The 16,424-nt window shown below is 40.2% G+C and carries 17 protein-coding genes; 10 read left to right on the top strand and 7 right to left on the bottom strand.

Annotation, left to right across the window (positions count from 1 at the left end; all coding sequences use genetic code 11):
- Positions 1–123: 123 nt before the first annotated feature.
- The 4 genes from ACFQ3S_RS07055 to gpmA all read right to left on the bottom strand — a co-directional run bounded on the left by ACFQ3S_RS07055 (position 124) and on the right by gpmA (position 3,193).
- On the bottom strand, positions 124–582 hold the full coding sequence (locus ACFQ3S_RS07055) for a PA2169 family four-helix-bundle protein (RefSeq protein ID WP_377162721.1): 459 nt from the start codon (positions 580–582) through the stop codon (positions 124–126).
- Between the two features lie 79 nt (positions 583–661).
- Entirely contained in the window at positions 662–829 is a 168-nt protein-coding gene (locus tag ACFQ3S_RS07050; RefSeq protein WP_377162719.1) for a hypothetical protein, read from the bottom strand.
- Between the two features lie 168 nt (positions 830–997).
- Complete coding sequence (locus ACFQ3S_RS07045; RefSeq protein WP_377162717.1) at positions 998–2,167, bottom strand: alpha/beta hydrolase; 1,170 nt, start codon at positions 2,165–2,167, stop codon at positions 998–1,000.
- Between the two features lie 333 nt (positions 2,168–2,500).
- The gene (gene gpmA / locus ACFQ3S_RS07040; protein WP_377162715.1) at positions 2,501–3,193 is read right to left on the bottom strand and encodes a 2,3-diphosphoglycerate-dependent phosphoglycerate mutase; all 693 of its coding nucleotides are present in this window, start codon (positions 3,191–3,193) and stop codon (positions 2,501–2,503) included.
- Positions 3,194–3,298: 105 nt separating this feature from the next.
- Between gpmA and ACFQ3S_RS07035 the strand changes: the two genes are divergently transcribed.
- Both ACFQ3S_RS07035 and ACFQ3S_RS07030 read left to right on the top strand, forming a co-directional pair.
- Positions 3,299–3,892 (top strand): acetate uptake transporter, encoded by a 594-nt coding sequence (locus tag ACFQ3S_RS07035; RefSeq protein ID WP_377162713.1) that lies wholly within the window; start codon positions 3,299–3,301, stop codon positions 3,890–3,892.
- Between the two features lie 25 nt (positions 3,893–3,917).
- Positions 3,918–4,301, top strand: coding sequence for an SRPBCC domain-containing protein (locus ACFQ3S_RS07030; protein ID WP_377162711.1), 384 nt, complete (start codon positions 3,918–3,920; stop codon positions 4,299–4,301).
- A 32-nt stretch (positions 4,302–4,333) separates the two neighbouring features.
- On the opposite strand, the gene ACFQ3S_RS07025 is transcribed toward ACFQ3S_RS07030, so the two are convergent.
- Positions 4,334–5,212, bottom strand: a complete 879-nt coding sequence (locus ACFQ3S_RS07025) for a polyphosphate kinase 2 family protein (protein WP_377162709.1) — start codon at positions 5,210–5,212, stop codon at positions 4,334–4,336.
- A gap of 109 nt (positions 5,213–5,321) precedes the next feature.
- Here ACFQ3S_RS07025 and ACFQ3S_RS07020 point away from each other — a divergent pair, with 109 nt between their 5' ends.
- From ACFQ3S_RS07020 to msrB, 4 genes are all read left to right on the top strand, one after another.
- Entirely contained in the window at positions 5,322–7,631 is a 2,310-nt protein-coding gene (locus ACFQ3S_RS07020; RefSeq protein ID WP_377162707.1) for a transglycosylase domain-containing protein, read from the top strand.
- Between the two features lie 62 nt (positions 7,632–7,693).
- Entirely contained in the window at positions 7,694–10,903 is a 3,210-nt protein-coding gene (locus ACFQ3S_RS07015; RefSeq protein WP_377162705.1) for a DPP IV N-terminal domain-containing protein, read from the top strand.
- 86 nt (positions 10,904–10,989) lie between these two features.
- Complete coding sequence (locus ACFQ3S_RS07010; RefSeq protein ID WP_377162703.1) at positions 10,990–11,607, top strand: fasciclin domain-containing protein; 618 nt, start codon at positions 10,990–10,992, stop codon at positions 11,605–11,607.
- A 61-nt stretch (positions 11,608–11,668) separates the two neighbouring features.
- Complete coding sequence (gene msrB, locus ACFQ3S_RS07005; protein ID WP_377162701.1) at positions 11,669–12,136, top strand: peptide-methionine (R)-S-oxide reductase MsrB; 468 nt, start codon at positions 11,669–11,671, stop codon at positions 12,134–12,136.
- On the opposite strand, the gene ACFQ3S_RS07000 is transcribed toward msrB, so the two are convergent.
- Positions 12,123–12,410, bottom strand: coding sequence for a GIY-YIG nuclease family protein (locus ACFQ3S_RS07000; RefSeq protein WP_377162699.1), 288 nt, complete (start codon positions 12,408–12,410; stop codon positions 12,123–12,125). The genes msrB and ACFQ3S_RS07000 overlap by 14 nt on opposite strands.
- A gap of 153 nt (positions 12,411–12,563) precedes the next feature.
- On the opposite strand from ACFQ3S_RS07000, the gene ACFQ3S_RS06995 reads away from it, so the two are divergent.
- The 4 genes from ACFQ3S_RS06995 to bioD all read left to right on the top strand — a co-directional run bounded on the left by ACFQ3S_RS06995 (position 12,564) and on the right by bioD (position 15,592).
- Positions 12,564–13,337, top strand: coding sequence for a helix-turn-helix domain-containing protein (locus tag ACFQ3S_RS06995; RefSeq protein WP_377162697.1), 774 nt, complete (start codon positions 12,564–12,566; stop codon positions 13,335–13,337).
- Between the two features lie 65 nt (positions 13,338–13,402).
- Complete coding sequence (locus tag ACFQ3S_RS06990) at positions 13,403–13,807, top strand: hypothetical protein (RefSeq protein ID WP_377162695.1); 405 nt, start codon at positions 13,403–13,405, stop codon at positions 13,805–13,807.
- A gap of 56 nt (positions 13,808–13,863) precedes the next feature.
- Complete coding sequence (locus ACFQ3S_RS06985; RefSeq protein ID WP_377162693.1) at positions 13,864–14,985, top strand: aminotransferase class I/II-fold pyridoxal phosphate-dependent enzyme; 1,122 nt, start codon at positions 13,864–13,866, stop codon at positions 14,983–14,985.
- Positions 14,975–15,592, top strand: a complete 618-nt coding sequence (gene bioD, locus ACFQ3S_RS06980; protein WP_377162691.1) for a dethiobiotin synthase — start codon at positions 14,975–14,977, stop codon at positions 15,590–15,592. Before ACFQ3S_RS06985 ends, bioD begins: the two co-directional genes overlap by 11 nt.
- On the opposite strand, the gene ACFQ3S_RS06975 is transcribed toward bioD, so the two are convergent.
- Positions 15,577–16,236, bottom strand: coding sequence for a hypothetical protein (locus ACFQ3S_RS06975; protein WP_377162689.1), 660 nt, complete (start codon positions 16,234–16,236; stop codon positions 15,577–15,579). The two genes, bioD and ACFQ3S_RS06975, sit on opposite strands and share 16 nt — an antisense overlap.
- Positions 16,237–16,424: the final 188 nt, after the last annotated feature.

The raw sequence follows: 16,424 nt of genomic DNA, 5'->3' as shown, positions 1-16,424 counted from the left end.
CAAAAGCTATTTGTTGTTTTTTGTGCCAATATACAAATAAGCCTTTGTTAGTAGCTTATATATCACAAAAAAGCATGCTGAATAATGCTCAGCATGCTTTCAAAATATTGTTTTACTGCAACTTTAAGACTCCAGTCTTTCAGCATCACGCAAGGCCTTAACCTGGTCATGTACCGTTTTTAAGGTGACTTGCTGTTCAATTAATATTTCTTTAATATAGGCCGGTAAGTGCTCTTCTTCCAAAGCCGATTTATAGGCTTTTTGAGTAGCGTCTTCGCCAAACTCACATTCTTCTAACACACTTTTGGAGCTATGACCCGTGAAAAAGGCTTTTACATTGATCCAGGCACGGTGCAGATCGCCACTACTCGAGGTGGTGTTTTCAATGTCTTTAGCATAAGTTTGTACTTCTGTAGCCAAAGCCAGTTTAAATTGGTGGCTATTGCCTATAAAATTGGTAAAAAGCGACTTTAAATCAGTATTTTCTGTTTCGATAGTAGCACGCTCATAACCAGCTATGCGGTCGTTATGAATTTTTATCAGGTCGTTTAGTACCTCTACTGCTTTTTCTGAATGTTCCATAGATATGTATTGTTTTTCATAAAAACGGCTTAAAACAAAATTTGTTTAGCTTTTATATTTAATACTAAAAATCAATACTTTAAGACCGGCCTCTGAACATAGATAAGATCCATAAGATCAAACCAATTACGATTACAACCGCAATAATGCCAACAACAGCACCAGCTTTAAAAATCCCCGCAATAGCATCGCAACTGCTTAGTGTCATTACCAGTGCACTAAGCATCAATAAATTTAATTTTTTCATGGGTAAAATGTTTTATGTAAATAGATGTTTGTTAAATAGCAAACCATTGGTAATTGTTTTGCCGTAATAATAATTATGTGTAATATTTACCTAATATGAAAAAAAGCCCTGCCATTATATAATGGTCAGAGGCTTTAAATGTAACTTATTTTTTTGCGGGATTGGCCGTTACTTTTTAAACGCACTTTTCAACTGGCTTGCAGCATAATCCATAGCATCTTTAGCATCCGGCACTATGGCACCCATACCAAAAAACTCATGTGTTACACCATTGTATAGTTTGTGGTTAACTATTACACCGGCGGCTTTAAGCTTAGTGGCCAGCATTTCACCATCGCTTTGCAACGGATCCAATTCGGCATTAATAATAGTGAACGGTGGCAAACCCTTTAAATTGGCGGCCAGCAAATTTAAACGCGGGTCTTTTACTTCAGCCAAATTATTAGTATAAATTTTAGCGAACCACATCATCATGGCCTTATCTAAAGGTTTAGCGTCAATATACTTGTTGTATGATGGACTAAACATATCAGCACTGGCAATTGGATAAACGCTTAAAACGTGTTTGGGCGCCATTATGCCTTTATCGCGTGCCATAATAGCCATGTTTGCGGCCAAATTACCACCGGCACTTTCTCCAGCTACGGCTATCATTTTAGGATCGCCTTTAATGGATGCTGCATTTTTCACCACCCACTGGTATGCTTCAAACGAATCGTTATGCGCGGTCGGGAATTTCATTTCCGGGGCCATTCGGTAAGCTACCGATACTACCACGGCACCCACTTGGTCGGCCAGGCTTTTCGCCGATGCATCGTACACATCCAGATCGGCAATTACAAAACCACCACCATGATAATATACAATTACCGGAAAAGGACCTTCGCTGCCTTGCGGGGTATAAATACGCAGACGAATATGTCCACCGGTAACCGGTATATCTTTACCCATAGTATCAACCTTTAATACCGGCACAGCAATATTATTTTCTTTCATAATTGCCATTACGGCATCGTTAGGAGTATGGTTTTTACGCGCTTCTGCTGCATTTAGCTGCGGTATAGGCTTATCATGGTAGCTGGCCAGTTTTTCGAGTACGGCCTGCATTTGCGGCTTAATGCTGGGTGCCCAAACCGGCTTTGGCCCGGTTGGTTTAAGGCTATTTGGCGTACCGCCGGTAAGGGTATCGGTAGTTTGGGTTACCGCTGCAGTGCTATCGGTTGTGGTAGTGCTGCCACCGCCTGGTTTACAAGCAGTAAAAGAGGCCGCTGTTATAATCAGCATAGCCATGCCCTGTTTTAAGTGTTTTTTGTTAAATGGGTTATTTGAAGATATCATAGTATAAAAGCTGTTTGTATATTACACCTACTAACCGCCTTTACCTTATTTTGTTGAATTAGTTTTTAAGCATCATTACTATTATTAGTGATATTGTTATACAGCCAGGGTTTAAAAAACTTTTAAGCTTGGTTTTTAGTGTTCATATCAAGTTAATTTTTTTTGCATTAATGTCGGGCTTTTTGCCACGGCCTATGATCCAGCAGGTAAACCTAATAAGGAATACACCTGTTCATTACAAGTTACAAACTTAATTTGGGGTACTTTTTTATACCTCCAATGGTGGGTAATTATAACTTAACTATACACCACTGTTTAATTAACCGCTCACTATCATTCCAAATAATAATGTCTGATCTGGTTCAGCCGGTCATCCAGTTCGTAGATCCAGGGTGTGGCCGTAGGTATATCCAATTTTGCAACCTCTTCGTCGGTTAAATTATCGATGTATTGTACCAGGGCACGTAAACTATTACCATGAGCACAAATAATTACTTTCTGATTTTTGCGCAGGGCGGGCACAATACACTCATGCCAAAAGGGTAAAGCGCGGATCATGGTTTCGCTCAGGTTTTCGGTAAGCGGCAGTTCACGGTAGGTCAGATCGTCATAACGCAGGTAATGCCCGGGGAAACGTTTGTCGTCCTCGGTTATAGCCGGCGGATGTTCTTTAGGGTCGCGGCGCCACTTATGTACCTGCTCCTCGCCATATTGGTTAATCGTCTCCTGCTTGTTTAAACCTTGCAAAGCACCGTAAAAACGTTCGTTCAGCCGCCATGATTTTTGAACCGGTATCCATAGCATATCCAGTTCTTCCAGTACTATATGCAGCGTTTTTATGGAGCGTTTAAGCACGGATGTAAAGCCAACATCGAAGGTAAAACCATGATTTTTAAGCAGTTCACCGGCATGTTTGGCTTGCCTAACCCCCTCTGCAGAGAGGTCGACATCTGTCCAGCCGGTAAAACGATTTTCCTTATTCCAAATACTTTCGCCATGCCTGAGTAGTACCAGTTGCTGTGCCATATTGCAAATTACGCGTTAAGTATTTAGCAGTTTGTCATTTATTTGTAGATTGATATTGAATAGTTTATCTTGCATGCACTAACCAATTATAAATTATAATAAAATATGATTCCAACTACACCTGTGGTGGTTAAGGATGGCATTGCCAATCCGGCACCGCTTGGCCTGTGTGCCTTTGGCATGACCACCGTTCTGCTCAACATTCACAACGCCGGTTTTACCGAAATTAGCTCCATGATATTAGCTATGGGTATATTTTACGGCGGTACCGCCCAGGTAATAGCCGGGGTAATTGAAGCTAAAAAAAACAACACTTTTGGCTTAACCGCCTTTACCTCTTACGGCTTTTTCTGGCTATCGCTGGTTGCCTTAATTGTAATGCCTAAATTAGGATGGATGGAACCGGCAAGTAACGGATCTATGATCGCCTACCTGAGCATCTGGGGATTTTTCACTTTTTGCCTTTTTTTTGGAACCCTACGTTTAAACCGTGCTTTGCAATTCGTATTCGGCTCATTAACCATCCTGTTTGCTTTATTAGTGTGGGGTGATGCAAGCGGCGATGCCGGTATTAAACACCTTGCTGGCTACGAGGGTATCATTTGTGGTGCATCGGCCATATATACTGGCATAGCGGGTGTTTTAAACGAAGTTTACGGTAAAACTGTACTACCTATTGGGGCTGTAGAAGTGAAGTAAGCTGTAAAATTATTAAGTTTGCGGCGTGAAAGATTATAAAAAATACTATTCCATAGGTGCAACGCCCGAAGAAATATATACGGCTTTAACCAACCCGTTAACATTACAGTTATGGACGGGCGAACCCGCCGAAATGTCGACCGAAGTCGGTAGCGAATTTAGTTTGTGGGAAGGTAGCATCACCGGTAAAAACCTGGAGTTTGACCCAAGTAAAAAAATTGTGCAGCAATGGTATTTCGATGGGCAAGATGAGCCATCTATTGTTACTATTAAGCTACATGCCGACCATGATCACACCTCGTGCGAGTTACGACATACTAACATACCCGACGAAGCTTATGAGGATATTGTAAATGGATGGAACGATGAATATTTTGGTGGCATTGCCGACTTTTACGAAGGATTTTAATAACCCGTTAATAAAACAATGCTGAAGAAGATTTAATCCTCTTCCAGCATTTTTTTGATCTCATTTAATTTACCTGCCTCCTCTTCGGGTAATTCAGGATATTTAAGTTTCATGTTTTTAAGGGTTTCTACTATCACATTTGATATAGCGATGCGCGAGAACCATTTCTTATCGGCCGGAATAATATACCATGGGGCTTCTGATGTTGATGTGGCGGCAATAGCATCTTCATAAGCCTCCATATAATTTTTCCATAGTTTGCGTTCCTCTAAATCTGCCGCCGAAAACTTCCAGTTTTTACTGGTATCTTCTATCCTTTTTAAAAAGCGATCTTTTTGCTCATCTTTAGAAAGATGTAAAAAGAATTTGATGATAACCGTGCCGCTGTTAGTTAAATGCTCTTCAAACTTGCGGATGGCTTCATAACGTTTGTTCCAAAAATCCTTATCCAAGTCTTCGGGGCTTTTTATACCGGGTATATTCTCATTCATCACATACTCCGGGTGTACTTTGGTTACCAGTACGTTTTCGTAGTGCGAGCGGTTGTGTACGCCTATGCGACCTCGTTCGGGCAGTGCTTTATTATGCCTCCATAAAAAATCGTGGTCATATTCTTCTGCACTGGGTTGTTTAAAACTATAAACCTGGCACCCCTGGGGGTTAACACCAGACATGGTGTGTTTAATGGCGCTATCTTTACCGGCCGCATCCATTGCCTGAAACAGGATAAGCAAGCTGCCCTGGTTGGCCGCGTAAAGCTGGTTTTGCAGATCGGCGGTTTGGGCTACCAGATCAGCCAGCACAGCCTCGGCATCGTCTTTTTTGTAACCGGCGGTAAAAGAAGTATCATAATCCTTTAATGAAACTTTCTTATTACCAGTAATTTTAAATTTGTTCGTTATATTTTGCATAGATAAAATAGATTTGCAGGAAGTTAACTTAAAATTTACCTGAAAAATATCCGTTATGGTTATTTGCTGGTGAGCTAAAAGCTAACTATATAACTTACAAATACAACCAATGTTTAAACGTGTCCGCAATCCTATTCTGCGTTACCTTCTTATTTTTATATATTTTGTTATTATTTTCTTTTGCTCCATTGAACTTAATTTTTTAAACCTGTTTGGCTATCAACCTGATATGCAGGATATTAAAAGCCCTGTTTTATCAGTTTCATCAGAAGTTTACACCGCCGACGGTAAATTACTGGCTAAATTTTATAAAGAAAACAGGTCGCCAATAGAGTATAAAAATTTATCGCCTAATTTAATAAACGCCCTGGTTGCTACCGAAGATGTGCGCTTTTTTAAGCATCATGGGGTAGATTACTACGGTTTTCTTTCCAGTTTAATATCAACCGCCAAAGGTGACAGGCGCGGTGCCAGTACCATTACACAACAATTAGCTAAAAATTTATTTAAAACCCGTAAACGCAAATCGCAGGGCTTAATAAGCTATGTACCGGTGGTACGTACGGTGGTTTTCAAATTCAAAGAATGGCTTACTGCTTTTAAAATTGAACATGTTTACACCAAACAGCAAATACTGGTAATGTATTTTAATACGGTGCCTTTTGGTAATAACTCGTTCGGTATAAAAACCGCTGCATTAAAATATTTTAATAAAAACCCCGAAGCGCTTAACGTAACCGAAGCCGCTACGCTTATCGGGATGTTAAAGGCTACTTCTACTTATAATCCCATCCGTTACCCGGCTAAAGCCATAGAACGCCGCAATATAGTGCTGGGGCAAATGGAAAAATATGGTTTCTTAAAAAAAGCAGCCTATGTTACCGGCATTAAACAACCGGTTGGCTTAAATTTAAGCTATATAGAAGAAGAAGGCCAGGGTGACTCGTACCTGCGCCGTGCGGTAGAAAAATGGCTGGACAAATGGTTGAAAGCCAATGATTACGATCTTTATGAAGACGGTTTGAAAATCTATACATCCATAGACTCCAAATTACAACAATATGCAGAAGAAGCCGTTTCCGAAAAAATGAAAATGCTGCAAAAGCGGTTCAACAATGTTTGGAAAGGCAAAAATCCCTGGCGCGATTCGAAAGGTAATGAAATTGTAGACTTCATTTTAAAGAACGAACAGCGCCTGCCGATATACAAATTGCTGGAAAATAAATACAAAGGCGATACGGCACAGATACAGGCATATTTTGAAAAGCAAAAGCGTATGAAGGTTTTTACCTGGAAAGGCGATCAGGATACTACTTTTTCCACAATCGATTCTATAAAATACTATGCTAAACTCCTGAACACAGGTATGATGACCATAGAGCCATCATCAGGGAAGATCAAGGTATGGGTTGGCGGTATTGACAACAAGTATTTCAAGTACGATCACGTGAACCAGGCTAAACGCCAGGCGGGGTCAACCTTTAAGCCTTTTGCTTACCTCACCGCGCTCGATAACGGTTACTCGCCTTGCGATAAATTTACCGATAAGCCGGTTTCCATAACTTACAATGAAGACGGTAAACAGGAAGTTTGGTCGCCTAACAACGCCGACTTCAATTTTACATACCGCGAAATGTCGTTACGCTGGGCTATGGGTAAATCCGTAAACTCCATTACCGCTCAAATAACCGAAAAGGTTGGCTGGGACAAAGTGGTGGAATATGCCCACAAATGCGGCATCGAAAGTCCCTTAAAAGCAGTTCCATCGGTATCATTGGGGTCAAATGACGTATCGGTTTATGAAATGGTACGTGCCTATAGTACCTTTTTAAATAAAGGCGAAAAGATAGACCCTTTGCTGGTGACTAAAATTACCGACCATAATGGTAGCATGCTGGCAGAATTTGAATTAAAATCAACCCGGGTAATCAGCGAAGAAACTGCCTGGTTAATGCTTTATATGTTCAGGGGCGGGATGGAAGAACCGGGCGGCACATCGCAGGCTTTATGGGAGTACCCTATCCTGTGGGAGAAAAACAGCAACCAGATAGGCGGTAAAACAGGAACCTCGTCTGACTATGTAGACGGTTGGTACATGGGCATCACTAAAGACCTCATAACAGGTATATGGGTTGGTGCCGATGACCGAAGCGTGCATTTCAACACCTCGGCAACCGGCGAAGGTTCGCATACGGCACTGCCTATTTTTGGCTTATTTATGGAGAAGGTTTATTCTGATCCTAAATCCGGTTATACCTATGGCCCTTTCCCTAAGCCCTGGGTTAAAATTACTAAACCTTACATGTGCGCATCGCCGCGCATAGTAGCAGACACCACATCGGTAACAGACAGTTTACTGGCACCTGCAGATAGTGGATTGATATTACCGACACCAGACACTACTTCTAATAATAATTAACAACTTATTGCAAATTGTAAACGTAAATTAATAATTTTAACCTCAACGTTTTATATATTTATATGAGTAAATTTTACTTGGTTATAAGTAAACTCCACAAAACTTTCATCCTGTTGGCTATCGTTATTAGTGCATGTTTACTAAGCGAAACCACACAGGCCCAGTATTTTGGTCAGAACAAGGTGCGGTATAAAAACCTAAAATTCAAGGTTTACAAAACCCCACATTTCGAGATCTATTATTACATGAAGAACGACAGTTTGCTTAAGCGTTTTGCGCAGGAAAGCGAGCTTTGGTACACACTGCACCAACAGGTTTTTCGTGATACGTTTAAACGGCCTAACCCCATCATATTATATGCCGATCATCCCGATTTTCAGCAAACTACCGCTATTGATGGAGAGATAAGTGTAGGTACAGGTGGTGTTACCGAAGGTTTAAAGAACCGCGTGGTAATGCCCATTATGGAAACCAACCAAACTACCCGGCATGTTTTGGGCCATGAGTTGGTGCATGCTTTTCAGTACCATATTTTGTTAGAAAGCGATACAACCAGCCTGGGTAATTTAAATAACCTGCCTTTATGGATGATAGAGGGTATGGCCGAATACCTCTCCCTGGGTAAAAAAGATGCCTATACGGCCATGTGGATGCGTGATGCCTACTTAAATAAGGACATTCCCAGCATTCGCGATTTAACCGAAAGCGGCAAATATTTCCCTTACCGTTACGGCGAAGCATTTTGGTCGTACCTGGGCTCTACCTATGGCGATACCATTATAGTACCCTTCTTTAAAAATACCGCCCGCTTTGGTTTAGAATATGGCATCAGGCGCACGTTTGGTTACGACGATAAGACCTTATCCAATCTCTGGAAAAATTCCATTGTAAATATGTACAAGCCTTACCTAAAAGATACTTCGCAAGTTCCTACAGGTAAGCGCATTATCGATAATAAAAATTCGGGCGAAATGAATGTGGCACCCGCGGTTAGCCCAGATGGTAAGTATATTGCTTTCCTGTCCGAAAAAGACCTTTTTTCCATCGATCTCTTTTTAGCCGATGCGCAAACCGGAAAGGTGGTACGGCGGCTCACGAGCAAGACCTCTAATACGCACATTGACGAGTTCAACTTTATTGAATCGGCCGGTGCATGGTCGCCCGATGGAAAGAAGTTCGCATTCAGTATTTTTAGTGGCGGGCGTAACCGCATGCTGGTGGTGTCTATCCCCAGCGGTAAAGTGCTGCAAAATATTGCTATGGGCAAAGCCGAACAATTTGGTAACTTAACATGGTCGCCCGATGGTAATAACGTTGCTTTCCAGGCGCTCTCTAACGGTAACAGTGATTTGTACATGTACAACTTTACTACCAAAAAAGTTACCCAGCTTACCGATGACAAGTATTCCGACTACCAGCCCAGCTTTTCACGAGACGGTAAGAAGATTATTTTTTCGAGCGACCGTTCAACTTATGATGTAGCTACTACACATACCATCACCTTCAATTTGGCCGAACTGGATTTAGCTACCGGTAAGGTAACGGATATAAAAGTTTTTGACGGGGCCAATAATATGAACCCGCAATATTCGGCCGATGGTACGCAGATCTATTTTCTGTCCAACAGCGATGGTTTCCGTAACCTCTACCGTTATACCAAAACTACCGGCTCTGTTGAACGCATGACCGAGTTGTTTACCGGAATATCGGGTATTACAGAGTTTTCGCCTGCTTTAAGCGTTTCCGCTAAAGACGATGTGGTTTACTCCTACTACCGTTCGCAAAAGTATGCTTTGTATAATGCCAAAGCATCCGAGTTTAAACCGCAAATGGTTAATGGTGCCGAAACTAATTTTGATGCGGCCATGCTGCCACCGCCTAAAGCTGTGGGTGTAGATCTCATCAATTCTAACCTTAACAACTTCCTGTCGTATCAGCGCATTCCGGTAGATTCAATTCAAAATATCCCTTATCGTCCGCAATTTAAGCTGGATTACCTGGCCAGCAGCGGTGTTGGAGTGGGCGTTGGTATTGGTGCAGGCAGCTATGGTGCGGGCCTTTCAAGCGGTGTGCAAGGCGTATTCAGTGATATTTTAGGACGTAACCAAATCTATGCCGGTGCTTCGGTAAATGGCGAGATTTATGATTTTGGTGCGCAGGTTTTTTATATTAAACAACAAGGGCGCTGGAATTTTGGTGGAGGCTTATCGCACATTCCTTACCAATTGGCTACTTACAACGTGGTGCCGAGCACTTATAATACCGGCAACCAAAGTATCCCGGCAATTGAAGAACGATATGATATCATCCGTATTTTTCAGGATCAGCTATCGGTATTTACTGCTTACCCGTTTTCAAAAGTAACCCGGGCAGAGTTTGGCGGTGGTATATCACATAATTCTTATTTGGTTACCCGTTACAGCACATATTATGATACTGTAGGACGGTATATTGACTTTCAACGAAACCGGGTATCTAACAATGACTACAATAATGATCCGTATAATAATGTAGGAATTCTGAGGCCAATTACTTTGCTACAAGTAAGTGCCGCCTTAGTAGGTGATAATTCTTATTTTGGAATAGCATCGCCATTGAGCGGTTTTCGTTACCGCTTACAGGCTGAGTACGACTTTGGTTCCTACCGTTTCTTTTCACCAACAATCGACGTGCGTAAATACTTACGTGTTAAGCCTGTTACCATTGCCGCCAGGTTTAATACCTTCGGGCGCTTTGGTGAAGACACAGGGCTATATCCGTATTACATAGGTTACCCTTTCCTCATCAGAGGTTACGAAAGTCAGAGTTTTTATGGAAGTGGCAACCAGGTTTCTACCAATGGTTTTACGATTGATCAGCTATCGGGCTCGCGGGTTGCCGTAGCTAATTTTGAGATTAGACTGCCTTTTACCGGCCCCGAAAAACTTTCGGCCATTAAATCAAAATTCTTTTTTAGCGAGTTAAACTTGTTTTTTGATGCGGGTTTGGCCTGGAATAAGGGCGACCAGATAAAATTTCAAAAAAGCCCCGATTTTATTGGCTTTCAGCAACCAAGGGACAATAATGGCAACCCGGCAGTTGATGAAAACGGAACTCCGATTTTGGTAGCTGCATACAACCCAAAACAACGTGTGCCAGCTTTAAGTGCTGGTATATCTTTAAGGGTAAACGTTTTCGGTGCATTAATTTTAGAACCCTATTACGCATTTCCGTTTAACCGTACCGATGTTAAAAAGCCGGTATTTGGTTTAAACTTTACACCAGGGTGGTAGAGCTATCCTAACAAAAAAAGCGACTAATGGTCGCTTTTTTTGTTAGTTGCAAACACAGCTCCCATTTAGTAGTTATATTTGAACTTATGAAAAGTATAATAACAGTACTTTGCCTGCTTTTTTTCATGAATATGGTTTATGCTCAAAATGCCCCACCACGAGGTTCTTCTTACCAGGATTCGGTACGATCTAAAAGTACTGCAGGTAAAATAAATATGGTTGAGGGTACCCCCATGAATTCGGCTATGGATTTTGTAGAAAATTTAACACAATCTAAAAGTCATATACTTTTTTTAACAGCATTGCGGGCTTCCAGTTTGGTGGGTACATTAAAAAGCCGTGGACCACTTACCTTATTTGCACCCAATGATAGTGCCTTTAAAGCGAAATTTGGTGTACGCCTGGATACCTTAATTAAACCTGCGCATAAGTATGAGCTCATTAATATTTTGAGTTACCATATAGTTTCTGGTGAATACAATGCAAAAAGAATTGCTAAGGAAATAAAGGATGGTAAGGGTGAAGCCGTTTTGCTTACCCTGTCGGGAAGTAAGTTATTAGCACGTATTGATAGTAACCGTAATATTGTTTTGATTGACGAAAAAGGTGGACAAAGCGTTATTAGTAAGTTTAATATTGAACAAAGCAACGGTGTTATGCATTTAGCTACACAGGTTTTGATACCAAAAAACAAGGCATTGTAAATAAAATAACCATCAAAACTATACGGGTTATATTTCCGTTTGTATAATTATGAATAAGTTAATGATCATATTATTAGCCACTGCTTTAACCGGGGTATTTGGCTGTGAAAATAGTAACGGACAAAATAAAACAGCTACCGGACCCAAGGGTAAACCTGCTGTAGAGTGGAAAAAGGTATTAACACCTAATCAGTACCATATTATGGTAGAAAAAGGTACCGAGCCCCCTTTTCATAATGCTTATTACAATAACCATGAAAAAGGTGTTTATGTAAGTGCTGCAACCGGTGAAGTATTGTTTACCTCCGATGATAAATTTGAAAGCGGAACAGGTTGGCCGAGCTTCACCAAACCAGTTAGCAATAACAAAGTTACCGTAATAACCGATGCCGATGGAGAACGAATGGAAGTGGTGGAAAAAAGTACCGGTTTGCATTTGGGCCATGTTTTTGATGACGGACCCGAAGATAGGGGCGGTAAACGCTTTTGCATGAATTCGGGTGCGCTAAAATTCATTAAAAAGCAATAGTACGTTTGGCAGTGCCCAATGATGGACGCAAATAAGGCCTCACACGTATATTGCTTTCCAATTTTAAGCCAATGGTCAGATCTATCCAGTCTGGGTTTACAGATCTGATCATTTTTTCTTTTTGGGCACGGGTAAAAGTGCTCATCAATTTAAAACGGTCCATAGCTTGCTCCTCGGTATTCATTTCCTCAAAATATACTAAACGGTTTAGCTGCTGTGCCTTTTCAAAGAACAAAGTAGGCATATCGCAGTAAAACTGAATGGTTTTCATCATATCAGTACAAAGGCCAACATGCAGGTTTGTACGGTTTCTGTCGGTTATTATATAAATAAAGTGTTTCATCTGATAATAAATTTTGCTGAATGAAAATTTGTTACTAATTTTATGAGCATAAACTTACTAACAAATTTAGTAATTCCAAAATTTATGTCAATTATTTCAACAAATATTAAATTCCTCAGAAAAAAGAAAGGTCTTACACAACAGCAGTTTGCCGATGAAATAGGCATTAAACGCTCTTTAGTAGGTGCATACGAGGAAGACCGTGCCGACCCAAAGTACGAATTGCTAAAGAAAATAGCATTGTATTTTGAGATCAGTATAGATGATATTATTAACGAAACTATCAACGAAAAATGGGCGCCGAAGCCTAAGGGTAACCCGGCCAACCTGCGTATACTGAGTATTTCTGTTGATAAGGAAGATAATGAAAATATAGAAATGGTGCCGGTGAAAGCCAGTGCCGGTTACCTGAATGGTTACGCCGACCCGGAATATGTAGCACAGCTGCCTAAATTTTACTTGCCTATGTTTAAACAAGGCACTTACCGGGCTTTTGAAATTAAAGGCGATTCCATGTTGCCCTTAGTTTCTGGAACGGTGATTATTGGTGAGTATGTAGAAAACTGGGGAGATGTTAAAACGGGTGATACCTATGTAGTGCTTTCAAAAAACGAGGGCATAGTGTATAAGCGTATAGGTAACAAATACCGGGACAATAAAAAACTCAAACTATTATCGGATAACCCTGTGTACGACCCTTACGAGGTTAGCGGTGAAGATATTTTAGAAATTTGGAAAGCCAAAGCTTACTTATCTACCCACCTGCCTATGCCTACCCCCGAGCCGAGCATAGAAAATTTAACCAGTATGATGTCGGAAATGCAAAAATCCATTTCGAAGCTGCAAAGCAACAATTAAGTTACATGTTTGTTATTAAACCATTACCCAATATCTTTATCAAAAACTAAACAAAACTTAAAAACATGAAAAAGATTTTAATGGTGTGCTGTTTCGTATTAGGAATAAGCGCGGTTAGCTTTGCCCAAGGTGGTGGTGGCGGCGGCAGAATGGGCGGCAACCCTGCCGATCAGGTAAAAAGAATGCAAACCGCATTAAAGCTTACCGATGATCAGGCTGCTAAAGCATTAGTAATTTATCAGGCTCAAGCTAAATCAATGGACAGTGCCAGAACCGCTGCCGGCGATGATAGACAGGCTTGGATGCAAGCTATGCGCCCAATGCGTGAAGCTACCAATACAAAGATCAAAGCTTTACTTACAGCTGAGCAAGTTACTGCATTTGACAAAATGCAAGCTGAAGCGAGAAACCGTCAAGGTGGTGGCGGCGGTCAAGGTGGTGGTAACCCTCCCCCTCCAAACAAAAAATAATTTTTTAAGAAGCGGCGATGAGCCGCTTTTTTTATTTTAGCAGAAAATTACATCAATTGACCCCGCAACAATTTTTACAACAAAAATTACAGAGCAGGCAATACGCAGGTTCTTACCGGAAATTGCAGGTTCAAAATAATTTGATAGATTTTTGCTCAAATGATTACCTGGGCTTTGCCCGTTCTTTGGAGTTATCAGAAATGATAAATGCAGAGTTACAGAATTATCCAACCATTTTAAACGGTTCTACAGGCTCACGTTTGTTAGCGGGTAATACAATTTATGCCGAAGACCTTGAAAAATTAATAGCCGGGTTTCATGATGCGCAAGCATGTTTATTATTTAACTCGGGTTACGATGCCAATTTAGGCTTATTATCCAGCCTGCCGCAGCGTGGCGATACAGTTATACACGATGAACTGGCTCATGCTTCCATTATTGACGGCATTCGTTTAAGCCATGCCAAACGGCATAGTTTTCTACATAATAATTTGCACAATTTAGAGCAAAAGCTTAAAGCCGCACATGGCAACTGCTACGTGGTGGTTGAAAGTGTGTATTCTATGGACGGAGATTTTGCACCACTTACAGCAATTGCACAATTGGTAAAGCAATATAATGCCGTTTTAATAGTAGATGAAGCACATGCGTTAGGGGTATTTAATAAGGGCCTGGTAAACCAGTTGCAATTACAAAGCGCTGTTTTCGCCAGAATTATAACTTTTGGGAAGGCCTTAGGATGCCATGGTGCCGTAGTTGTGGGCAGCAATGATTTGCGGCAATACCTTATTAACTTTGCCCGATCGTTTATTTATACCACGGCAGCCCCTATTCACCAACTGGCAAGTATAAAAATGGGCTATCATTTATTAGCGCAATCGCAATTGATAATTGATGAACTTCAAATCAAAATTGAATTATATAAAAGTTTGATGGGGGATGTACCTCAATCATCCAAAAGTTCGGGTGCTGTGCAAACTTTAATAATTGGTGGCAACCAGCCTACAAAACATCTCGCAAGCAACCTTCAGCAAGCAGGGTTTGATGTAAGGCCTATTTTGAGTCCTACTGTGGCTGAAGGTACCGAAAGATTAAGAATTTGCCTGCATGCTCATAATAGCACGGAAGAAATAACACAATTAACTAATGTGATAAAAATCAATTTACATGTTAAATAAAGCTCCCTTATTTGTAACGGGCATTGGTACTGATGTCGGCAAAACTGTGGTGTCGGCCATTTTGGTTGAAAAGTTGAAAGCCGATTATTGGAAACCTATACAATCGGGCGATTTAAATAATAGTGATACGATGAAAGTACGTTCGCTTATTTCTAATAAGGAGTCTCAATTTCACCCGGAAGCTTACCGGTTAACACAACCCTTCTCACCACATAAGTCGGCAGCTTTAGACGGCATAACCATTAACCTAAACAACATCACTTTACCTCAAACCAACAACCAACTTATTATAGAAGGTGCTGGTGGCCTAATGGTTCCGTTAAATGACACTCATTTTATAATTGATTTAATAAAAAAGTTTGATGCCGAAGTAGTTTTAGTGGTTAAACATTATTTGGGCAGTATTAACCATACGCTTTTGTCGTTGGAATTGTTGAAACAAAAAAAGATCAAAGTCAGAACTTTGATCTTTAATGGAAATAGGGATGAGTGGTCGGAGAATGTAATTAAAACATTCTTATCTGTTGATTCTCAAAATATTCCCCAAAGCATAGCACCAGCAGATCAAACCTTTACTTTACACCAAGCCTCTCAAATTGAGTTGTAGTAAGTGATCAATTTAGCCAGATCTTCATCGTTTTTGAAATCAGTCTTGTTAACTTTAAGGTAATCTTCAATTTTCTTTTGCTTATCACTTAAAGCGGCTATAAAAGATTTTTTGTCGGGTTTAATCCGTCTTAAAGTAGAGTTAGAAATTAAATAATACTTTTCATTAACGTCAATTTTTTTTACCGGAACCGCAGCATTATATTCACTAACAGAAATTACAACCTTGGTAACACGTTTAATTAATTGAGTATTTCCTTTAAAAAGAACTTGGCAGAAAGCATTATCAGGTAAACCTTTAATCCCCCTTACAAAATAAACAATTTTTGTGTTATTATCATTTACAATACGCAAGGTAAATTCTGAAACTGGTTTCAAGAAATATAAAGCCTCTTTATCTTTTCCCTGAAAATAAACATCATCTTCAATTTGATTAAACTTAAGACGCAAATTACTATATAATGTACCATCCTCGAGTTTAACATTTCCTAGTAACCATTCTGTATTATAATAAGGTTCTCCTTCTATATTATCATAATTTTTTGAAACTATAGGTCTTCCATTAATATCCATTAAAAATTGTGATTTAGCACTTAAAGTACAAACCAAAATCAAAACAAGAAGTGTAAATTTAAATGCTTTCATAAATAAAAATTTAACTGTAAAAAAGCTGTATCTAAAGGATGAGGTTTGAAAACCACTTAAAAGAAAACATTCTCTACATGTATCTCGATAAATTAAAGAAAAAGAGGCTGATCAAGATTTGGTGTGACCCCAAAAAGTTAGACAGTTTACAAAATTAAGTTTTTTGTATCAGAGCTCGGTATACCACC

Origin of the sequence: Mucilaginibacter terrae (assembly GCF_042679325.1) — a bacterium.
GTDB classification, from domain to species: Bacteria; Bacteroidota; Bacteroidia; order Sphingobacteriales; family Sphingobacteriaceae; genus Mucilaginibacter; species Mucilaginibacter terrae.
This window is presented reverse-complemented; position numbering and strand designations above follow the sequence as displayed.

Coding starts and splice junctions, on each gene's coding strand:
- ACFQ3S_RS06975 (WP_377162689.1), bottom strand. CDS start 16,236: ATGAAAGCATTTAAATTTACACTTCTTGTTTTGATTTTGGTTTGTACT.
- ACFQ3S_RS06990 (WP_377162695.1), top strand. CDS start 13,403: ATGAAAAAGATTTTAATGGTGTGCTGTTTCGTATTAGGAATAAGCGCG.
- gpmA (WP_377162715.1), bottom strand. CDS start 3,193: ATGGCACAGCAACTGGTACTACTCAGGCATGGCGAAAGTATTTGGAAT.
- bioD (WP_377162691.1), top strand. CDS start 14,975: ATGTTAAATAAAGCTCCCTTATTTGTAACGGGCATTGGTACTGATGTC.
- msrB (WP_377162701.1), top strand. CDS start 11,669: ATGATCATATTATTAGCCACTGCTTTAACCGGGGTATTTGGCTGTGAA.
- ACFQ3S_RS07000 (WP_377162699.1), bottom strand. CDS start 12,410: ATGATGAAAACCATTCAGTTTTACTGCGATATGCCTACTTTGTTCTTT.
- ACFQ3S_RS07045 (WP_377162717.1), bottom strand. CDS start 2,167: ATGATATCTTCAAATAACCCATTTAACAAAAAACACTTAAAACAGGGC.
- ACFQ3S_RS06995 (WP_377162697.1), top strand. CDS start 12,564: ATGTCAATTATTTCAACAAATATTAAATTCCTCAGAAAAAAGAAAGGT.
- ACFQ3S_RS07025 (WP_377162709.1), bottom strand. CDS start 5,212: ATGCAAAATATAACGAACAAATTTAAAATTACTGGTAATAAGAAAGTT.
- ACFQ3S_RS07020 (WP_377162707.1), top strand. CDS start 5,322: ATGTTTAAACGTGTCCGCAATCCTATTCTGCGTTACCTTCTTATTTTT.
- ACFQ3S_RS07010 (WP_377162703.1), top strand. CDS start 10,990: ATGAAAAGTATAATAACAGTACTTTGCCTGCTTTTTTTCATGAATATG.
- ACFQ3S_RS07055 (WP_377162721.1), bottom strand. CDS start 582: ATGGAACATTCAGAAAAAGCAGTAGAGGTACTAAACGACCTGATAAAA.
- ACFQ3S_RS07050 (WP_377162719.1), bottom strand. CDS start 829: ATGAAAAAATTAAATTTATTGATGCTTAGTGCACTGGTAATGACACTA.
- ACFQ3S_RS07015 (WP_377162705.1), top strand. CDS start 7,694: ATGAGTAAATTTTACTTGGTTATAAGTAAACTCCACAAAACTTTCATC.
- ACFQ3S_RS07035 (WP_377162713.1), top strand. CDS start 3,299: ATGATTCCAACTACACCTGTGGTGGTTAAGGATGGCATTGCCAATCCG.